This window comes from Caulobacter endophyticus, assembly GCF_003116815.1.
GTDB classification, from domain to species: domain Bacteria; phylum Pseudomonadota; class Alphaproteobacteria; order Caulobacterales; family Caulobacteraceae; genus Caulobacter; species Caulobacter endophyticus.
Window position 1 is genome coordinate 1 of record NZ_QDKQ01000057.1, and the last position, 19131, is coordinate 19131.

General features: G+C 69.4%; 18 protein-coding genes. 6 read left to right on the forward strand and 12 right to left on the reverse strand.

Annotation, left to right across the window (positions count from 1 at the left end):
• Positions 1–242 precede the first annotated feature (242 nt).
• Both DDF67_RS16460 and DDF67_RS16465 read right to left on the reverse strand, forming a co-directional pair.
• Positions 243–872 carry a class I SAM-dependent methyltransferase gene (locus DDF67_RS16460; RefSeq protein ID WP_199229260.1) on the reverse strand — a complete coding sequence of 210 codons (630 nt, stop codon included), beginning with the start codon at positions 870–872 and terminating at the stop codon, positions 243–245.
• Positions 851–1285 (reverse strand): DUF488 domain-containing protein, encoded by a 435-nt coding sequence (locus DDF67_RS16465; RefSeq protein ID WP_109102104.1) that lies wholly within the window; start codon positions 1283–1285, stop codon positions 851–853. Before DDF67_RS16465 ends, DDF67_RS16460 begins: the two co-directional genes overlap by 22 nt.
• Positions 1286–1361: 76 nt before the next feature.
• Between DDF67_RS16465 and DDF67_RS16470 the strand changes: the two genes are divergently transcribed.
• Entirely contained in the window at positions 1362–2267 is a 906-nt protein-coding gene (locus DDF67_RS16470) for an alpha/beta fold hydrolase (protein ID WP_109101944.1), read from the forward strand.
• 183 nt (positions 2268–2450) lie between these two features.
• Here DDF67_RS16470 and DDF67_RS16475 read toward each other — a convergent pair whose 3' ends face one another.
• From DDF67_RS16475 to lpdA, 4 genes are all read right to left on the reverse strand, one after another.
• Positions 2451–4565, reverse strand: a complete 2115-nt coding sequence (locus DDF67_RS16475; RefSeq protein ID WP_109101945.1) for a M13 family metallopeptidase — start codon at positions 4563–4565, stop codon at positions 2451–2453.
• A 132-nt stretch (positions 4566–4697) separates the two neighbouring features.
• A complete protein-coding gene (locus DDF67_RS16480) occupies positions 4698–5183 on the reverse strand; it encodes a copper chaperone PCu(A)C (protein WP_109101946.1) in 486 nt (161 codons plus the stop codon).
• A 121-nt stretch (positions 5184–5304) separates the two neighbouring features.
• A complete protein-coding gene (locus DDF67_RS16485) occupies positions 5305–5607 on the reverse strand; it encodes a hypothetical protein (protein WP_109101947.1) in 303 nt (100 codons plus the stop codon).
• A gap of 96 nt (positions 5608–5703) precedes the next feature.
• On the reverse strand, positions 5704–7107 hold the full coding sequence (gene lpdA, locus DDF67_RS16490; protein WP_109101948.1) for a dihydrolipoyl dehydrogenase: 1404 nt from the start codon (positions 7105–7107) through the stop codon (positions 5704–5706).
• Positions 7108–7530: 423 nt separating this feature from the next.
• On the opposite strand from lpdA, the gene DDF67_RS16495 reads away from it, so the two are divergent.
• Both DDF67_RS16495 and DDF67_RS16500 read left to right on the forward strand, forming a co-directional pair.
• On the forward strand, positions 7531–8988 hold the full coding sequence (locus tag DDF67_RS16495; RefSeq protein ID WP_408608619.1) for a S10 family peptidase: 1458 nt from the start codon (positions 7531–7533) through the stop codon (positions 8986–8988).
• 206 nt (positions 8989–9194) lie between these two features.
• Complete coding sequence (locus DDF67_RS16500) at positions 9195–11609, forward strand: TonB-dependent receptor (protein WP_109101950.1); 2415 nt, start codon at positions 9195–9197, stop codon at positions 11607–11609.
• 64 nt (positions 11610–11673) lie between these two features.
• Here the strand turns inward: DDF67_RS16500 and DDF67_RS16505 are convergent, their stop codons facing one another.
• Together DDF67_RS16505 and DDF67_RS16510 are read right to left on the reverse strand one after the other, a co-directional pair.
• Entirely contained in the window at positions 11674–12423 is a 750-nt protein-coding gene (locus DDF67_RS16505) for an SDR family oxidoreductase (RefSeq protein WP_109101951.1), read from the reverse strand.
• 75 nt (positions 12424–12498) lie between these two features.
• Positions 12499–13125 (reverse strand): helix-turn-helix domain-containing protein, encoded by a 627-nt coding sequence (locus DDF67_RS16510; RefSeq protein ID WP_109101952.1) that lies wholly within the window; start codon positions 13123–13125, stop codon positions 12499–12501.
• Positions 13126–13364: 239 nt separating this feature from the next.
• Between DDF67_RS16510 and DDF67_RS16515 the strand changes: the two genes are divergently transcribed.
• Positions 13365–13913 (forward strand): thioredoxin domain-containing protein, encoded by a 549-nt coding sequence (locus DDF67_RS16515; protein WP_199229261.1) that lies wholly within the window; start codon positions 13365–13367, stop codon positions 13911–13913.
• A gap of 24 nt (positions 13914–13937) precedes the next feature.
• On the opposite strand, the gene ppk2 is transcribed toward DDF67_RS16515, so the two are convergent.
• Positions 13938–14714, reverse strand: coding sequence for a polyphosphate kinase 2 (gene ppk2 / locus DDF67_RS16520; RefSeq protein WP_109101953.1), 777 nt, complete (start codon positions 14712–14714; stop codon positions 13938–13940).
• A 46-nt stretch (positions 14715–14760) separates the two neighbouring features.
• On the opposite strand from ppk2, the gene DDF67_RS16525 reads away from it, so the two are divergent.
• Positions 14761–15480, forward strand: coding sequence for a 16S rRNA (uracil(1498)-N(3))-methyltransferase (locus DDF67_RS16525; protein ID WP_109101954.1), 720 nt, complete (start codon positions 14761–14763; stop codon positions 15478–15480).
• Here the strand turns inward: DDF67_RS16525 and DDF67_RS16530 are convergent.
• Complete coding sequence (locus tag DDF67_RS16530; RefSeq protein WP_158278067.1) at positions 15477–16247, reverse strand: tetratricopeptide repeat protein; 771 nt, start codon at positions 16245–16247, stop codon at positions 15477–15479. The genes DDF67_RS16525 and DDF67_RS16530 overlap by 4 nt on opposite strands.
• A gap of 261 nt (positions 16248–16508) precedes the next feature.
• Between DDF67_RS16530 and DDF67_RS16535 the strand changes: the two genes are divergently transcribed.
• Entirely contained in the window at positions 16509–17870 is a 1362-nt protein-coding gene (locus DDF67_RS16535; protein WP_109101956.1) for a glutamate--cysteine ligase, read from the forward strand.
• Positions 17871–18037: 167 nt separating this feature from the next.
• Here the strand turns inward: DDF67_RS16535 and DDF67_RS16540 are convergent, their stop codons facing one another.
• Positions 18038–18670 (reverse strand): lysoplasmalogenase, encoded by a 633-nt coding sequence (locus DDF67_RS16540; RefSeq protein WP_109101957.1) that lies wholly within the window; start codon positions 18668–18670, stop codon positions 18038–18040.
• Entirely contained in the window at positions 18663–19085 is a 423-nt protein-coding gene (locus DDF67_RS16545) for a YkvA family protein (RefSeq protein WP_109101958.1), read from the reverse strand. The genes DDF67_RS16540 and DDF67_RS16545 overlap by 8 nt, the downstream gene beginning before the upstream one ends.
• Between the last annotated feature and the right edge of the window lie 46 nt (positions 19086–19131).

Sequence of the window (19131 nt, forward strand, 5' to 3'; positions counted from 1 at the left end):
AGCCGCGCATTCTCATGCACGTTCATCCGGGGCCTCCGGGCTAGAGTTTGGAGCTTCGCAACCCCAGCCTCTCAGCACCGCCCCGGGTGAACAACCTTCATAGCTTCGACATCTAGGCATCTTTCTCCTCCCCCGCTTGCGGGGGAGGGGGACCACGAAGTGGTGGAGGGGGCGAGACTGGGCTCAGAGCCGGCGGTCGCCCCCTCCGTCACGGCGCTGATAGCGCCGCGCCACCTCCCCCGCTAAAGCGAGGGAGGAGCAGGCGCCTCCAGACACACCCAGGTCCAGGTCACGCCCGCCGCCTGGTTGCCGGCCTGCACCGACCCCGCCGCGACGCGGTGGACGAGCCTCAGCCCCGCCGCTTCAGCCAGCTCTACAGTCGCCTCGACATCCACCGGCCATACCGGCCGCGACGGCGCCCCCGGGCCATGGCGCAGCGACATCACCAGCACGCCGCCCGGGGCCAGAAGCCCTGCCAGAGCGGGCATGGCCACGCCCCTCGCCGCATCGTCCAGATGCTGCCAGACGCCGCTCAGCAGCACCCGATCGAACCGCTCGCCCCGCAGGCTCGCCAAGTCCGGCAACCGGTCGTCGACCCAGGCCAGATCCGGCCGCAGCGCCCGACCCGCCTCGCGAAGGGCGGCGACCGGCTCGACCGCGACCACCGCATGGCCCAGCCCCGCCAGCCAGGCCGCGTCACGCCCCGTGCCGGCGCCGATGTCGGCGATCCGGGCGGGCGCGGTCGGAATGAACTTAGCCACCGGCGCGTAGAGCCCCGCCGGATCGATGGTCTCGAAGCGCCGGACGAGATCGGCCCCGTCGGCCTCGTAGCCGGCCAGCACCGCCTCGATCACAGGTCCACGACCTCGCACTTGAGCGCCTGGCGGATGCGGTCGGCGACGATGCGGCGGTGGCAGCAGGCCGGGTCGTCCTCGTAGCACAGCAGGGCGATGCGCTTTTCCCCGGCCAGTTCCGTCGCCTGGGCCAGGGCCAGCTGGGCGTCCGGTTCCTGCAGGTGCTCGGTGAAGATCGCCCGCATCTCGTCGGTGCGGCCCGCCCGGGCGGCGTCGCGGCCGGCCTTGGGCGTGCCCAGCGGCCGCAGATGCAGGTAGCCGATCCCTTCGGCCTGCAGGCTGTTTCCCAGCAGGGTCTTGGAGAAGCCGGCCTTGCGCGACGAAGCCACGGCCCGCACGTCGACCACCAATTCCACCCCGGCCGCCTTCAGCCGGTCGATCATCCCGCCCTGCGTGTCGGTCTCGTAGCCGATGGTGGCGAGCGGATTCATGGTCGGCTCCATTGGACGGCGGGACTATCGGCGCCTACCTTAGGCCTTCAAGGGACGAAGAAGGAACCTCTGGCTTATGGACGCCGCCGTCTTCCGCGAACCCAAGCGGCGTTTCATCGCCATCGACAGCCCGGCCGGCGGCGGCGAGATGGCGGCGCTGGACTTCGGTCCGGCCAGCCGCGCGGTCGACGTCGTCTTCGTCCACGCCAACGGCTTCAACGCCCAGACTTACCGCGCCCTGCTGGCTCCGCTGTCGGCGGGCCTGCGCGTGCTGGCCGTCGACCAGCGCGGCCACGGCGACAGCCGCCTGGCCGCCGATCCCGACGGACGCCGCTCGTGGCTCGACCTGCGCGACGACCTGCTGGCCCTGCTCCAGGCGCTGGACCAGGCCCCGGTGGTGCTGGCCGGACACTCGATGGGCGCCACGGTCAGCCTGCTGGCCGCCGCCCAGGCCCCGGGCAAGGTCTCCAGCCTCGTCCTGCTCGACCCGGTGATCATGCCGCGCATGGTCGCCCTCTACGCCAAAGCGCCATGGACCTCGGGACGCCTGTGGAAGCGCATGCCGATCGCCCAGGCCGCCAGCCGCCGGCGCGAGGTCTTCGACAGCCGCGAGGCCGCCTTCGCCGCCTATCGCGGCCGCGGCGCCTTCAAGACCTGGCCCGAGACCATGCTTGCCGACTATGTCGGCGGCGGCTTCAAGGACCGTCCCGACGGCAAGGTCGAGCTGGCCTGCACCCCGGCCTGGGAGGCTTCCAACTACGCCGCCCAGGGCCATGACCCGTGGCGGGCCGTCAGCCAGTTCCGGGGCCCGGTGCGCATCCTCGCGGCCGAGACCGGCTCGACCTGCCGCATCGGCGACGGCGCGGCCTTCGCCCGGCGCGGCAAGGCGGTGCGGATCGAGACCGTGGCCGGAACCAGCCACTTCCTGCCCATGGAGCGCCCCGACCTGGTGCGCGAGGCGATCCTCGACGCGGCGACGTGAGCAGGACCCTTCTCCCTTGCGGGAGAAGGTGTCGGCGAAGCCGACGGATGAGGGGTCGCGCGAACGAAAAACGCCGCGACGGCCCTTCGGCCGCCGCGGCGTTTCAGGTCTGAAAGACCCCTCACCCGATCCCCGCTTTCGCGGGGACCACCCTCTCCCACAAGGGGAGGGGGATCAGAGCAATCACCAGATCTTCACGCGGTCTTCCGGCGCGATATAGAGCTTGTCGCCCGGCTTGACGTCATAGGCCTTGTACCAGCCCGGCTGGTTCCGGATCGTGCCGTTGACCCGGTAATAGGCCGGCGAATGCGGGTCGGCGGCGATCTGCTGCTTCAGCGCATCCTCGCGGCTCTTCTGGCGCCACACCTGGGCCCAGCCCAGATAGACGCGCTGGTCGCCGGTGAAGCCGTCGAGCACCGGGGCCGGCTTGCCCTTCAGCGAGGCGTGATAGGCGTCGAGGCCGAAGGACAGGCCGCCCATGTCGCCGATGTTCTCGCCCATGGTCAGCTTGCCGTTGACGTGCACGCCCGGGAACGGCTCGAACGCCGAGTACTGGGCGCCCAGCTTGTCGGCCTGGGCCTCGAAGCGGGCGGCGTCCTGCGCCGTCCACCAGTCGCGCAGCACGCCGTCGCCGTCGGACTTGCGACCCTGGTCGTCGAAGCCGTGGCCGATCTCGTGGCCGATCACGCCGCCGATGCCACCGTAGTTCACGGCCGGGTCGGCGTCGGGATGGAAGAACGGCGCCTGCAGGATGGCGGCCGGGAACACGATCTCGTTGTTGACCGAGTTGTAGTAGGCGTTGACCGTCTGCGGGGTCATGCCCCACTCGCTCTTGTCGACCGGCTGGTTCAGGCGCTCGACGTCATGGCGCCATTCGAAGGCGCCGGCTCGCAGGGCGTTGCCATAGGCGTCGTCGGCGCGGATCTCCAGCTTGGAATAGTCGCGCCACTTGTCGGGATAGCCGATCTTGACGGTGAACTTGGCCAGCTTGTCGAGCGCCTTGTCCTTGGTCTCCGGACCCATCCAGTCGAGGGTCTCGATGCGGGCCTTCAGCGCGGTGCGCAGGTTGGCCACCAGGTCGACCATCTTGGCCTTGGAGTCCGGCGGGAAGTATTCGGCCACATAGACCTTGCCGACGCTCTCGCCGAGCATGCCGTTGACCTGGGCGACGCCGCGCTTCCAGCGCGGGCGCTGCTCGGGCTGGCCCGACAGGGTCTTGCCGCGGAACTCGAACGCCGCGTCGGCGAAGCGCTTGGACAGCATCGGGGCGGCGCCATCGGCGACCTTGAACGCCTGCCAGGCCTTCAGGGTGTCGAGCGAGGTGTCGCCATAGACCTTGGCGAACTTCGGGAAGGCCGTGTCGGTGGTCACCACCACGCGGTCGAGCTTGGGCAGCTCGGTGCCGACCAGATAGCGGTTCCAGTCATAGCCCGGGGTCAGGGCCTGCAGTTCGGCCCAGGTCTTGGGGTTGTAGGTCTTGTCGCGGTTGCGGCGCTCGACGCGGGTCCAGCTGGCTTCGGCCAGCTGGGTCTCGAAGGCCACCACGGCCTTGGCGCTCTCGGCCGGGTTGGTCCAGCCGATGAAGCCCAGCATCTTGGCGACATAGGCCTCGTAGGCGGCCTTCTTGTCGGCGAACTTGGCGTCGAGATAGTAGTCGCGGTCGGGCAGCGAGATGCCGCCGGCGCCGGCATAGACGGCGTAGCGGGTCGGGTTCTTGGCGTCGGTCGAGACGTAGAGATTGAGGATCGAGGCGAAGGCCGTGGTCGGGCTCTTGCCCATCAGGGCGGTGAACTCGTCCTTGGTCTTGATCGCCTGGATCTGCTTCAGCTCGCCGGCGATCGGGGCCGCGTCCAGCTTCTCGATGCGGGCCTCGTCCATGAACGCCTTGTAGGCCGCGCCCACCTTGACGCTGTCGGCGTCGGTGGTCTTGCCGGCGGCGGCGCCCTCGATGATCGCGCGGGTGCGGGCTTCCGACAGTTCCGAAAGCTTGTCGAAGTTGCCGTAGCGGGTGCGATCGGACGGGATCTCGGTCTTCTCGTCCCACTTGCCGTTGGCGTACTTGTAGAAGTCGTCGCCCGGCTTCACCGAGGTGTCCATGCCGGTGAGGTCAAAGCCCCAGGCGCCGTAGCGCGGCGACTCCAGCGAAACGGCCGAGCCGCCGCCTTCGGCGCCCTGGACGAACAGCGACTGAACGGTGCAGGCGTCGTCGATGCAGGCGTGCTCTTCATGCGCCTGGGCGCCGTAGGCGGAGATCGAGAGGGCGACCGCCGCGGCGGCGCCGAACCAAGCTTTTTTCATCGAAAGGCAGATCCGTTGGAAAACCCGCGGCAATTTGCGCCGGGCGCCGGAATTTCCTGCCTTAAAATTCTGTCATGTTTCCGCGAGAAGCGCACCGCGCCCCCGGAAGCATCACGCAGGCGCCACCTTGGGTCAGTGCCGGTGCGGGGCGGTCGGAGCGACCGCAGCCGCCGGTTGCGGCGGGGTGGTGCGGACGGCCAACTGGGCCTCGACCTTGCGGCCGCCGTCGAAGGTCAGGGTCAGGGCCAGGCGCTCGCCCGGCTTCAGCGGGCGCTTGAGGCCCATGACCATGAAGTGGGCGCCGCCCGGGGCGAAGGCGACCTGGCCGCCGGGCGGAATGATCAGGCCCTGGCCCATCGCCCGCATCGACGAGACGCCGTCCTTCTCGATCGTGCGGTGGACCATCACCTCGCGCGCCAGCGGGCTGGAGGCGCCGGTCAGGGTCAGCGGAGCGCGGCCGCGATTGGCCAGCACCATGTAGCCGGCGCTGTTCATCCCGGCGCCCGCCACGGGCCTGGCCCAGGCCTGGCGGATGTCAACCTCCACCGCCCGCGGGGCGGCCGCACCGAGCACGGGCGCCAGGGCCAGGACGGACAGCAGCGGAGCAAGGCGACGCATGAACAGGGGCTCGTGAACGACAAAACGGAAGCGACGGCTTACGCCGGTTGGAGGCGGGCGGCGAGCGACCACAAGTTGCCTACCGGCGGCTCGTCTCCGGCCGTCCCGACCAGCGGGCCGATCAGCGAGCCCGATTCACCCGCATCGGCGAGTCCACAGGGCAGCCGTCGATGCTGCGCAGCACGGCGTAGCGCAGGGCCGAACGAGGCTCCCTGGCCAGCGGGCGGGCGCGGTTCGCGCCCTTGGCGTCGTCGGTCGGGGCGACCTTGGCCAGCGCACAGCCCGGCTTCAACCGGCGGATAACGCGGCTGTCCTCGATACGGGCCGGCGGCGGCGGCGCGTCGGCGAGAAGCGCGGGACCCGGCATCTGCGGCAGAACATGGACCCGGTCGGTGGGCGCGGCCTGCACGACGGCGGCCAACATCAGGGCTGACAAAGCATGGCGGGGCTCCGTTGCCGAAACCCCGCCACTCTACGCCCGATGGAACGGGCGAGCTTCCTATTTTGTAGGACAGGCCGATCAGGCCTGCATCGTCCAGCCTTCGACGCCCATGGCCGCCTGACGCAGGGCTTCCGAGCGGGTGGGGTGCGGGTGGCAGGTGCGGGCGACGTCTTCCGACGAACCGCCGAACTCCATGGCCACGCAGATCTCGGCGATCATGTCGCCGACATTGGGACCCACGGCGTGGGCGCCCAGGATGCGGTCGGTCTTGGCGTCGGCCAGCACCTTCACGAAGCCGTCGGTCTCGTGGTTGATCTTGGCGCGGCTGTTGGCCAGGAACGGGAACTTGCCGACCTTGTAGGCGACGCCCGCGGCCTTCAGCTCGTCTTCCGTCTTACCGACGGTGGCGACTTCCGGCTTGGTGTAGATGACACCCGGGATGATGTCGTAGTTCACGTGGCCGGCCTTGCCCGCGATCAGCTCGATGCAGGCCACGGCCTCGTCCTCGGCCTTGTGGGCCAGCATCGGACCCGAGGTCACGTCGCCGATGACCCAGATGCCGTCGACGCCGGTCTTGTAGTGGTCGTTGGCGATGACGCCGCGCTTGTCGGGGGTGATGCCCACGGTTTCCAGGCCCAGGCCTTGGGTGAACGGGCGACGGCCGATGGCCACCAGCACGTAGTCGGCCTGCAGGGTCTCGGCGGGACCGCCGGCGACCGGCTCCAGCGTCAGTTCGGCCTGCTTGCCCTTGTCGGCGGCGCCGGTGACCTTGGCGCCCAGCTTGAACTTGAAGCCCTGCTTGGTGAGGATCTTCTGGAAGGCGGTGGCCACTTCGGTGTCGGTGCCCGGGACGATGCGGTCCAGGTACTCGACGACGGTGACTTCAGCGCCAAGGCGACGCCACACAGAACCCAGCTCCAGGCCGATGACGCCGGCGCCGACCACGATCAGGCTCTTCGGAACCGACGGCAGCGACAGAGCGCCGGTGGAGTCGACGATGCGGCCGGCGTTGTCGATGGTCACGCCCGGCAGCGGGGTGGGCTCCGAGCCGGTGGCGATGACGATGTTCTTGGTCTCGAGGACGCGTTCGCTGCCGTCTTCGGCCTTCACGACGACCTTGCCCGGTCCGTCGATGCGGCCCCAGCCCTTCACGTACTCGACCTTGTTCTTCTTCATGATGAACTCGACGCCCTTGGTCAGGGCTTCGACGCTCTCGGCCTTCTGGGCCATCATCTGGTCGAGGTTCAGTTTCGGCTTCACTTCGATGCCGAGCTTGGCGAACTCGCCGCCGGCGGCGGCTTCATAGTATTCCGACGCGTGCAGCAGGGCCTTGGAGGGCATGCAGCCGACGTTCAGGCAGGTGCCGCCCAGCTTGCCGCGGCCTTCGACGATGGCCGCCTTCAGGCCCAGCTGGCCAGCGCGGGTCGCCGCGTTGTAGCCGCCGGGGCCGCCCCCGATGATGACGACGTCGTATTGGGCCATGGGATCTTCGCCTTGCAGCAACGCGCCAGGAACGGCGCCGGACAGAAATATGGTGTCGGCAAGACGCTTTGGCAGGCCTTGCCGAGGCGGGGCTACTCCTAGTGCGGCGGGGGACAAAACGGAACCCGTTTTTCGCCCTTATGCGTGCTCCGGAAAGGGAAATTCGGCTTTGCCGCCCGCGTCTTGGACAGACGACCCTTGCCCGTCCTCTGGGCACGTTCTTGCCGCCAGCCCACTTTTCCGCGTCGTCCTTGCCGACAGCTTGGCCATGCTCTAGCCATTTCGCCCATCACCGGAGCCCGCCACGCCGCGCGCGCTCCAAATTCAAGACGGCAAGGCGCCCGGCCGGCAGGCGGGCGTTCGGGAGGCGACATGCTCAGCACTTGGAAGTCGTGGACCGCGGGGGCCGCCCTCGCGATCGGCATGATGGCCGGCGGAAACGTCATGGCCCAGGAGGCCAAGCCCGCGCCTGAGGCCGCAGCCAAGGGAGCGCCGGCCGCCGAATTGCCCGCCTTCCCGGCCGACAAGTCGGTCAAGCAGACCACCGTCCTGGCCGGCAAGACCGTCGCCTACACCGCCACCGTCGGCTCGCTGCCGGTGCGCGACGAGAAGGGCAAGAAGATCGCCGAGGTGGTGTTCACCGCCTACACCCTGGACGGCCCGCGCGATCCGGGCCGTCCGGTGACCTTCGCCTTCAACGGCGGCCCCGGTGCGGCCTCGGTCTATCTGAACTTCGCCCTGGGCCCCAAGCGCGTGCAGTTCGGCGCCGAGGGCGACAGCCCGTCGGCCCCCACGCGCCTGCAGGACAACCCCGCCAGCTGGATGGACTTCACCGACCTGGTGTTCATCGACGCCGTCGGCACCGGCTTCTCGCGCAGCCTGACGAAGCCCGAAGAGACCAAGAAGCGCTTCTACGGCGTCAAGCAGGACATCGATTACCTGTCGCGCATCGTCTTCGACTGGCTGGTCAAGAACGAGCGCCTGCAGTCGCCCAAGTACATCGTCGGCGAAAGCTACGGCGGGTTCCGCGGGCCGCGCCTGACCTACACCCTGCAGACCGACTACGGCGTGGGGATCAACGGCCTCGTCCTGGTCTCGCCGCTGCTGTCGAGCGCCGGCCGCACGGCCCAGGAAATCTCGCCGCTGCCGTCGATGTGGACCCTGCCGTCGATCGCCGCCGCCAAGCTTGAGCGCGAAGGCAAGCTGACCCCGGCCGCCATCAAGGAGGTCGAGGACTACACCCGCGGCGAATACATGGTCGACCTGATGAAGGGCTCCGATCCGGCTGCCCTGGATCGCCTGACGACCAAGGTCTCGGCCATGACCGGCCTTGATCCGACCTATGTCCGCCGCGCCGGCGGGCGGCTGGAGACCCAGTCGTTCCTGCGCGAGGTGTTCCGCCAGACCGGGCGCCTGGGCAGCCGCTACGACAGCAACGTCACCTCGCTGGATCCCTTCCCGTTCGCCCCCGAGCAGGAGATCAACGACCCGATCCTCGACTCGATCATCGCGCCCACCACCAGCGCCATCGTCGACTTCACCACCCGCACCGTGGGCTGGAAGGTCGAGGGCCGCTACGACGCCCTGTCGGGCGAGGTGAACCAGGCCTGGGATCGCGGCCGCGGCCCCGACACCGAGTCGGTCACCGACCTGCGCAAGTCGGTCTCGGTCGACCCGAAGCTGAAGGTGCTGATCGTCCACGGCTACAACGACCTGTCGTGCCCGTTCTTCGCCTCGCGCCTGGTGGTCGACGCCATGCCGGCCACGGCGGGCGGCCGCGTGACCCTGTCCAACTATCCGGGCGGCCACATGTTCTACAGCCGCCCCGACAGCGGCGCGGCCTTCCGCGCGGATGTGAAGAAGCTGTACGGCGCCAACTAGGCCTCGGACTTTTCGCTACCCTTGAGAGGCCGCTCCGGGAGACCGGGGCGGCCTTTCGCTTGTCCGCGCTCCAGGCCCTTGCGAGGCGCGCCCCAGAAAAACTGGCCGGTCGCGGAGCCATTCTCCATTTCACCGATAGGAATAGGTAGATATCACGCCAACACAAATCGCCGAATGGCGTTATCTCGAATTCGAGGGGGCACTACGTGACGATCGGACTTTCGGCCCAACGGCTCGGCCGCGCCGCCCTGCTGGGCGCGCTTCTCTCCACCACCGCCAGCCTGGCCCTGGCCGCCGAGGCGCCCGCCGCCCCGGTCGCGACGGCGCCTGCCGCCCCATTGGCCGATCCGGCCGACCCGAGCGCCAACGACGACGCCAGCCTGGTCGGACAGATTTTCGTCACCGCGCGCCGCCGCGAGGAAAGCGCCCAGGAAGTGCCGATCGCCCTGACGGTGACCTCGGCCGAGACCCTGACCCAGACCGGCGTCAACAGCATCGTCGCCCTGACCCAGCTGGTCCCGACCCTTCAGGTGCTCTCGCCCAACCCGCGCAACACCGCCCTGACCATCCGGGGCCTGGGCGCATCCTACGGCCTGGCCAACGACGGCCTTGAGCAGGGCGTCGGCATCTATGTGGACCAGGTCTACAACTCGCGCCCCGGGGCGGCGACGCTCGACTTCATCGACATCCGCCAGATCGAGGTGCTGCGCGGCCCGCAGGGTACGCTGTTTGGCAAGAACACCACCGCCGGCGCCCTGAACATCACCACCCTGGACGCCACCCAGGCGTTCGAGGCCGACCTGGAGGCCAGCTACGGCAGCCTGAACTTCCGCCAGTTCAAGGCCACGGTCGCCGGCCCGCTGATCAACGACAAGCTGGCCGCCCGCCTGTCGTTCGTCGGCACCTGGCGCGACGGCGACCTCTACAATCCCAGGAGCAACAGCTACCAGAACGCCCGGGCCAGCACCGGCTATCGCGGCCAGCTGAAGTTCACTCCCAACGACAAGCTGACCGTCCGGCTCTACGGCGACTACGCCGTCCAGCAGCCCGAGTGCTGCACCCAGGTCTATGTCACCGTCGGCACGACCCTGAAGCCCGCCGCCCAGCAGTACGCGGCCCTGGCCGCCGGCAGGAACTACACGGTCGCCAGCAAGAACCCCTACGACCGCATCTCCGACATCGACGACCCGATCCAGGCCGACCAGTGGGTCAACGGCCTGTCGGCGGTCGCCGACTACGACTTCGGCCCGGTCACCCTGACCTCGGTCACCGCCCACCGCGAATGGGACTGGGAGCCGCGCAACGACCGCGACTACACCGCCCTGGACGTCACCCGCCGCTCGAACAACCCCTCCCACCAGAAGCAGTTCAGCCAGGAGTTCCGCCTGTCCAACAACGGCGGCGGCCCGATCGACTGGACGGCCGGCCTCTACTACTTCGACCAGAACGTCACGACCCACGGCGTCACCGAGTACGGTTCGGACGCGTCGTACTGGCTGCTGCCCGCCACCAACACCCCGGCCTCGCTGCTCGAGGGCTACACGGTGTTCAACGACAGCACGATCGACACCACCAGCTACGCCGCCTTCGGCCAGCTGACCTGGAAGGTCAATGATCGCCTGAGCGTCACGCCCGGCGTGCGCTACACCCAGGAGAAGAAGGACGGGACCTATGTCCAGACCACCACCGGCGGCTCGGCGACCACCGACACCACCCTGCTGAACCGCCGCCTGGGCATCGCCCGGCCGCAGACCTTCTCGGCCAAGACCGACGACGGCGCCTGGTCGGGCCAGATCGCCGTGGTCTACAAGCTGACCAACGCCGTCAACGCCTACGCCACCGTCTCCAGCGGCAACAAGTCGGGCGGCATCAACATGACGGCCCTGCCGCTGACCAGCGCCGGCACGCCCTCGCTGGCGGCCGCGGTGATCCGTCCCGAGAAGGTCACCACCCTCGACGTCGGCCTCAAGACCCAGTGGTTCGAGAACCTGGTCACCGCCAACGTCGCCGCCTTCGCCACCGACGTGAAGGATTTCCAGGCCAACGTCGTCGACAGCGGCCCCGGCGCCCTGCGCGGCTACCTGGCCAATGTCGAGAAGGTGGAGGTGCGCGGCGTCGAGCTGGACGCCTCGACCCGCTCGATCGGCGGCTTCAAGTTCTACGGCAACCTGGCCTACACCGACGGCAAGTACGCCAGCTTCAAGAACGGCCCCTGCCCGCTGGAGAAGATCGGCACGTCCACCGCCGCCTGCGACCTGTCGGGCAAGGAGCTGCCGGGCCTGTCGAAGTGGGCCGGCTCGGCCGGCGCCGAGTACCGCGCCAAGACCAGCCTCGGCCGCCTGACCGGCGAGGCCTATGCCGGCGTCGACGCGAGCTTCCGCTCGGCCTACTACGCCGACAGCTCTGACTCCCAGTACACCCGCATCAAGGCCTACGAGATCGTCAACCTGCGCGCCGGCTTCCAGTCGGAAACCGGTTGGGAGGCGTTCGTCTCGGTGCGCAACGCCTTCGACGCCGAGTACCTGCAGAACATCACCGTGGTCTCGGGCAATTCCGGCCTCGTGGTCGGCACCCCGGGCGACGCCCGCGCGGTGGCCTTCACCCTGCGCGCCAGTTACTGACGCGCCGGCAAGAGGACGAAGACGGGGGCGGCCTCTCGCGGGGCCGCCCCTTTTCTTTGGCGCCTTACTTCACCGCCGCGTTGCCGCCGTCCGCCCAGAGCGCCGAGCCGGCGACGAAACTGGCCATCGGGCTGGCCAGGAACAGCGCCGCGGCCGCGATCTCGTCGGGATCGGCGATGCGCTTCAGGGCATGCAGGCCAGCGGCCCACGCCTTCTGCGCCGCGTCGCCGCCCATCGGCGTGTCGGTTCCGCCGGGCAGCAGGGCGTTGGCGCGGATCCCCCGTGCGGCGTAGTCGGCCGTCAGCCCCTTCACCAGCCCCATCAGCCCGGCCTTGGAGGCGCCATAGGCGGCCATGCCGGGAATGCCGACGCTGGCGCCCACGAAGGTCGAGACGAAGACCAGCGAACCGCCGCCCCGCGCCAGCATGGCCGGGACCTGGACGCGCGCGCCCAGGAAGGCCGAAGTCAGGTTGGCGGCCAGCACGGCGTTCCAGTCGTCGAGCGCGATCTCGGCGAGCGGCGCGTAGGGACCCACGGCGCCGGCGTTGTTGATGGCGATGTCCAGCCCGCCGAACCGCTCGACGGCGGCGGCGACCAGGGCCTCGTGGGTCGCCGGATCGGTGACGTCGCCGGCCACCGCATGGGCTTTTCCGCCGCGGCCGCGGATCTCCTCGGCGACGGTCTCCAGGGCGTGGCCGCCCCGGGCGTTGATCACCACCGCCGCGCCCTCGGCCGCCAGCCGCAGGGCGGCAGCCCGACCGATCCCCGACGACGCGCCGGTGACGATCGCGACCTTGTTGTTCAGCATCGACATGCTTGCCTCCTTGTTCCGGAGGCCAGGTCTTAGGAACCGGCGGCCCGATGCGGCCACCCGGATCCTGCTATCGCCTCAGGCGTAGGCGGGGTCGGCCGAGCCCATGTCGGCCAGCGCCGCGCCGCGCAGGTTCTGGCGGCGCCAGGCGTTGGGGCTGACGTCGAAGGCCCGGCGGAAGCGGTTCGACAGGTGGGCCTGGTCGGAGAAGCCGCAGGCGATGGCGATGCGGCCCAGCGGCTCGGCCGAGTCCAGCATCATGGCGCGGGCCTGCTCCAGGCGCAGGTTGAGGATATGGTCGCGCGGGGCCATGCCGTAGCTGGCCGCGAAGGCGCGCGAGAAGTGGCTGACGCTGAGCTTGGCTATGGCGGCCAGGTCCGTCACCCGCACCGAACCGTCGAGATTGGCGGCCAGATGGGCGTCGATGCGGCGCATCTGCCAGGGCGCCAGGCCCCCGCGGTCCAGTTCGCCCGGGGCGGCGGCTTCCAGCAGGCGCAGGCCTTCGCGCTGGACCAGGGCCATGGCTTCCTGGATACGGCGCTCGGCCTCGCCGCGGTCCTCGCGGGCGGTGCGCTGGGCGTCGCGCAGCAGGTCGGCGATGCGCTTGGGCAGGGCGCTGGCCTGGACGTCTTCACGGGGCGAGAAGCTGCGCGAAATCTCACCGGTCTGGGTGGCGCGGGCGGCGATCGTCTGGGTGGCGAACATGGTCCAAATCTCCTTGGCGGGCCCGGCGGCCGCGGCGTCGAAGGAGAGAATGGCGAGGCTCGAACAATCGCGAAATGGAAATGATCGAAAGTCATCTTTTCCATATTTAATCTATATCAATTGGAGCGCCGACGGCGGCTAGAAGATTCCCGCCGGACGATCGCGGCCGGATTGTCCGAACCGGGCCTGGGCCGGCGCTCGGCTTCGCCCATCTATGGCGGACAAGCCACGAGGTCCCGATGACGCAGCTTTCCACGCCCCCGCCCCTGAAGACCGTCCGCTGGTTCAACACCGACGGCCCGCTGTTCCCGCCCGTCTTGGCCGGTCGCGTCGTGGCGGTCTACGCCTTCCAGATGCTGTGCCCGGGATGCGTCGCCAACGCCCTGCCCCAGGCCCAGCGCCTGCGCGAGGCCTTCGCCGAGTCCGACCTGGCGGTGATCGGCCTGCACACCGTGTTCGAGCACCACGAGGCCAACACCCCGGCCGCGCTCGAGGCCTTCCTGCACGAATACCGCATCAGGTTCCCGGTCGGCGTCGACGCCCCTGACCCGGACGGCGGCCCGATCCCCCAGACGATGGCCGCCTACGCCTTGCAGGGCACGCCCAGCCTGCTGCTGTTCGACCGCCAGGGCCGGCTGGTCCATCAGCTGTTCGGCCACCCGCCCGACCTGACCCTGGGCGCGGCCGTCCAGGCGCTGCTGCAGTCGGAGAAGGCGGGCTCACCGGGCGCGCGGGCAGAAGCGGGAGACGGCTGCGCGGACGGCGTCTGCGTCGCGCCGGTCGGCTAGCGCCTCCGCGGAAACCTCGCCCGCCTAGCGCGCCAGCCGGCCGTCCTCCAGCGCCGTCGGCTCGAAGCGGAAGATGACCTCGGGGTCGGGCTCGGGCACGCCCTTGAGGATCTTCCTGCCCGCACTGCCCGACGGCGCGGCCGCGTGCAGCAGCCAGCGGATGATGTTGAGCCGGGCGGCCTTCTTGTGGTCGGCTCGCACGCAGACCCAGGGCGCGGCCTCGGTGTGGGTGCGGGTCAGCATCTCGTCTCGGGCGGCGGTGTAGTCGTCCCACTTGGCCTGGGCGACGGCGTCCAGGTCGCTGGTCTTGAAGGCCTTAAGCGGATCCTCGCGCCGGGCCTTGAGCCGTTCGGCCTGGACGTCCTTGCCGATATCGAGCCAGAACTTGGAAAGGCGCATGCCGCTCTCGACCAGCATCCGCTCGAAGCCGGGCACGTCGCGCAGGAACTGCTCCTGCTGCGCCGGCGTGGAAAAGCCCATCACCCGCTCGACCCCGGCCCGGTTGTACCAGGAGCGGTTGAAGATCACCGCCTCGCCGCAGGCCGGCAGCCATTCCACATAGCGCTGGAAGTACCACTCGCTGGCCTCGCGGTCGCTGGGCTTGGGCAGGGCCGCGACGATGGTCTGCCTTCGGTGCAGGTGCTCGGTGATGCGGGAGATCGCGCCGTCCTTGCCGGCGGCGTCGCGGCCCTCGAAGATCGCCAGCAGCTTCCACTGCTTGTCGATGGCGTGCTTCTGCAGGGCGATCAGCGCGATCTGAAGGTCGCGCAGCTCTTCGTCGTAGTCGCGGTCCTTGCTCATACGCCGAGCCTACCCCCGAAAGAGGAACCTGGGCTAGAAGGAGCGCATGATCCGTCTTTTCGTGCCCCAGCCGCTGTCCAAGGACGCCGGAATCGCTCCGACCCAGGAGCAGTCGCGCTATCTCGTCCAGGTCATGCGCCTGTCCGTCGGCGCCGAGATCCTGGTGTTCAACGGGAGCGACGGCGAGTGGCGCGCCAGCCTGGTCGACGCCGGCAAGCGCGGCTGCCTGCTGAAGGCCGAGGAGCAGACCCGGCCCCAGGTCACGACTCCCGACCTCGATCTCATCGTCGCCATGGTCAAGCGCGGCCGGGTCGAGACCATCGTCGAGAAGGCCGCCGAGCTGGGCGCGCGCCGCGTGCGCCTGACCACGACCCGCCGCACCAATGTCGACTACATGAAGCTGGCCCGCCTGGACGCCATCGCCATGGAGGCCGCCGAGCAGACCGGCCGGATGGACGTGCCCGAAATCGTCGATCCCGAGAAGCTCGACAAGATCCTCGACGGCTGGGACGAGACCCGTCGCCTGGTGTTCTGCGACGAGGGCGGCGACGCCAGGCCCGCCATCGAGGCCCTGGCCGGCACGGGCGCTCCCGCCGCCATCCTGATCGGCCCCGAAGGCGGCTTCGCCCCCGAGGAGCGCGAGCGCCTGCGCTCGCTGCCGTTCGTGACGCCAGTGTCGCTGGGCCCGCGCATCCTGCGCGCCGATACCGCCGCGATCAGCGCCATGACGCTGTGGCAGGCCGCGGCGGGGGATTGGCGCGCCTAGAGCCCGCAGGCCTTGCGCACGAACTCGGCGTCCTTGGCCCCCTGCGCCGACGGATCGCCACGATCCTCGTATTCGTAGAAGGTCACGCTCGACGAGCCGCCCGAGACCTTCTGCTCGCGCACGGTGCGGTATCCCTCGACGAGCAGCCTCACCGCCCGATAGCGCGACGTCGGGAGCAAGCTTCCATCGGTGGGACCGTAGACCGAGACGAAGTCGCCGCCCCTTCCGGTCGAGCGCACGAACTCGTTGGCGTCGGCGAACATCGCCGTGGTGGTGCGCGCGCGCTCGTATCCCAGGCGCGCCACCGCGTCCTTGGCGCAGGACAGCTTCTGGTCCTCGGCCTGCGCGATGGTCCGAAGCTCGGCGTCGGCCTGCATCGAGCCGTGGCGGTCGGCGCTGACCAGGTAGTCGATGGCCTTTTCGCGATCGCGCGGCAGCCCCTCGCCCTTCAGGTGACGCATGCCCAGCCGATACTCGGCGTCCATGTGCCCGCCCTTGGCCGCCTGGCTGTAGTAGGCCAGCGCCTTGGTCTCGTCCTGGGGCACGTCGCCGCCCTGCTCGTAGGCCCGCCCCAGGAAATAGGCGACCAGCACGTTTCCGGCCTTGGCCGCCAGCTCCATCTGCCGGAAGGCCTCGTCCTTGTTTCCCGCCTTGGCGGCTTCCTGGGCGGCGGCGATATATTGCGCGCCCGGCGTCGGCTCCTGGGCCCGCGCGACCGGCGCGGCGGCCAGCAACGCGCCGGCCGCAAACAGTGCTGCGAACTTCATCTGCATTCCCCTCGTGACGTCCGGCGGCGCCGCCCGCTCCCACGGCCATGCTTAGGACCTTTCGCACTGCCGTAGAACGGGGATTTTTGTCGCGCTCCGGCCCACCGTCCGCCGAGGCGAGACCGAACGGTAACGCTATTTGTGGCGGACCCTCTTGAGGTCGGCTAAGACAGCGCCCAACTGCGCTCCACGCGTTTCGTGGCGGTCGGGGGGAATTGGGCCCCTCCCCTCCTGTAGCATCTGTTTTTAGGGGAGACGGCGATGGCCGACACCGCCAGCCTGGATCAGCGCCCGCTGACCCTCGAAGACCTGACCGCCTATTTCGCCAAGGGCTGCAAGCCCAAGTCGGCCTTCCGCGTCGGGGCCGAGCACGAGAAGTTCGGCTTCTATCTGGGCTCCCACGCGCCTGTGCCCTACGAGGGCGACAAGGGCGTGCACGCCCTGCTGGTGGGCCTGCAGCGCTTCGGCTGGAAGCCGGTGATGGAGGGCGATGTGATCATCGGCCTCGAGCGCAACGGCGCCAATGTCAGCCTCGAGCCCGGCGGCCAGTTCGAGCTCTCCGGCGCCCCGCTGCTGACCATGCACGACATCTGCGAGGAGACCGGCGGCCATCTCGACGAGGTCAAGACCGTGGCCGACGAGCTGGGCCTGGGCTTCCTGGGCGTCGGCTTCTCGCCGCAGTGGAAGCGCGAGGAGGTGCCGGTCATGCCCAAGGGCCGGTACGTGATCATGCGCAACTACATGCCCAAGGTCGGCAATCTGGGCCTGGACATGATGCTGCGCACCTGCACGGTGCAGGCCAATCTCGACTTCGAGAGCGAAGCCGACATGGTCGCCAAGTTCCGCATGAGCCTGGCCCTGCAGCCGATCGCCACGGCCCTGTTCGCCAATTCTCCGTTCACGGAAGGCAAGCCCAACGGCTTCCTCTCGGCCCGCGCCAACGTCTGGACCGACACCGATCCCAACCGCACCGGCCTTTTGTCGTTCGTGTTCGAGGACGGCTTCGGCTTCGAGCGCTACGCCCAGTACATGCTGGACGTGCCGATGTACTTCGCCAAGCGCGGCGACCGCTATATCGACCTGGCGGGTCGGTCTTTCCGCGACTTCATCGACGGCAAGATCGAGAAAGTCGGCGGCGAGCGCGCCACCCTCAAGGACTGGGCAGACCACGCCACCACGGCGTTCCCGGAAGTTCGCCTCAAGACCTACCTGGAAATGCGCGGCGCGGACGCCGGCCCGTGGAGCCGCCTGTGCGCCCTGCCGGCCCTATGGACCGGCGTGTTCTACGACGACGCGGCCCTGGCGGCGGCCTGGGACCTGGCCAAGGACTGGACGGTCGAAGACCGCGAAGGCCTGCGCCGCGACGTGCCGACCCTTGGCCTGAAGGCCAAGATCGCCGGCCGCACCGTGCAGGACGTCGCCAAGGACTTCGTCGCCATCGCCAAGCAGGGCCTGAAGGCCCGCGGCCAGCTGAACGGCGGCTTCCTCGACGAGAGCATCTATCTGGGCGAACTGGAAGAGATCGCCGACAGCGGGATCACCCCGGCCGAACGCCTGCTGGAGAAGTTCCACGGCGAATGGGGCGGCGACATCGGCAAGCTGTTCGACGACTGCGCTTATTGAGGACCAGATGCTCCCCCTGAAGGGGGAGCTGTCGCCCCCGGGTCCGGCCAAGGGCCGGCCCGAGGATAAACTCCGCCGACTGAGGGGGAAGACGGTCCGATCCAGCGGAAGCTGAAAACGTCCCCCCTCCGGCCCTTCGGGCCACCTCCCCCAGGAGGGGGAGGATCTTACCGTAGCATCCCCAGCACGATCCCCGCCTGGCCGCCGATATAGAGGAACCAGACCGCCCACGCGGTGAGCCTGGCTGAACCGAAGAGCTTGGCCCCCTTGAACAGGTCGAAGGCCAGGATCGCGTCCGAGGCCATGAACGCCACCGCGCCCGCCGTCGCCGGCCAGCGCAGCGTCGGCAGGGCCGCTGCCGAGACCACCATGGCCAGGATCGCCGCCACATAGGCCAGCACCGCCGGCCGCAGCGGCCCGAGCGACCCCCACAGCCGCCGCAGCATCACCGCCCCGACCACGGCCGCGACCGGGGCCAGCACGAAGAAGGCCTGGCCGGGCGCGGCGCGCTCGCGCCAGAAGACGATCACATAGACCACGTGCCCGGCCAGGAACGCCGCCAGGCCGAACGGCAGCCAGCGCTTGGGATCCCCGGCCAGGAAGGCGTCGCCCAGGGCGCACAGGGTCAAGGCCACGGCCAGCAGGCCCGACCCGCCCTCCAGATAGGCCAGCACCGCCAGGGCGCCCGTGGATGCGGTCTTGACCAGCGTGCGGATGAAGGACGGCGGGCGCTCGACCAGCACCAGGCCGTAGGCCAGGGCGCACACGCCCCAGATCGCCCACAGCACGGTGTCAGTCATCCTTGGAGAGCTTGCTCAGGAAGGCCTGGGCCGCGTCCTTGTGGCGGGGCTTGAGGTTCTTGCCGACGATGGCCAGCAGGGCGGCGATCACCGCCGCGTCGTCGGTGAAGCCGAGGGCCGGCAGCACGTCGGGAATGGCGTCGGTAGGCAGCACGAAATAGGCCAGGGCCGCGAACATCATGCCTTTCGCGGCCGTCGGCGTTTCGGGGTCGCGCGCGCACCACCACAGCGACAGGGCGTCGGCGGCGAACGGGATCTTCGTGGCCACCCGGCGCATCTTCGGCCAGAAGCCGCGGCTGACGCGCTGCTCGTTGACCCGCACCGTGGCCGGCACGAGCGCCTTCCTCGGGTCCAGCACGTCGTCGGGCGTCACGCCGCCGTTGACGTCGGGGGATGGTTTGGCGTCGGCGCTCATCGGGTTAAACCGCTCCTCAACACAGCAATTAAACGCAACCCCAGGG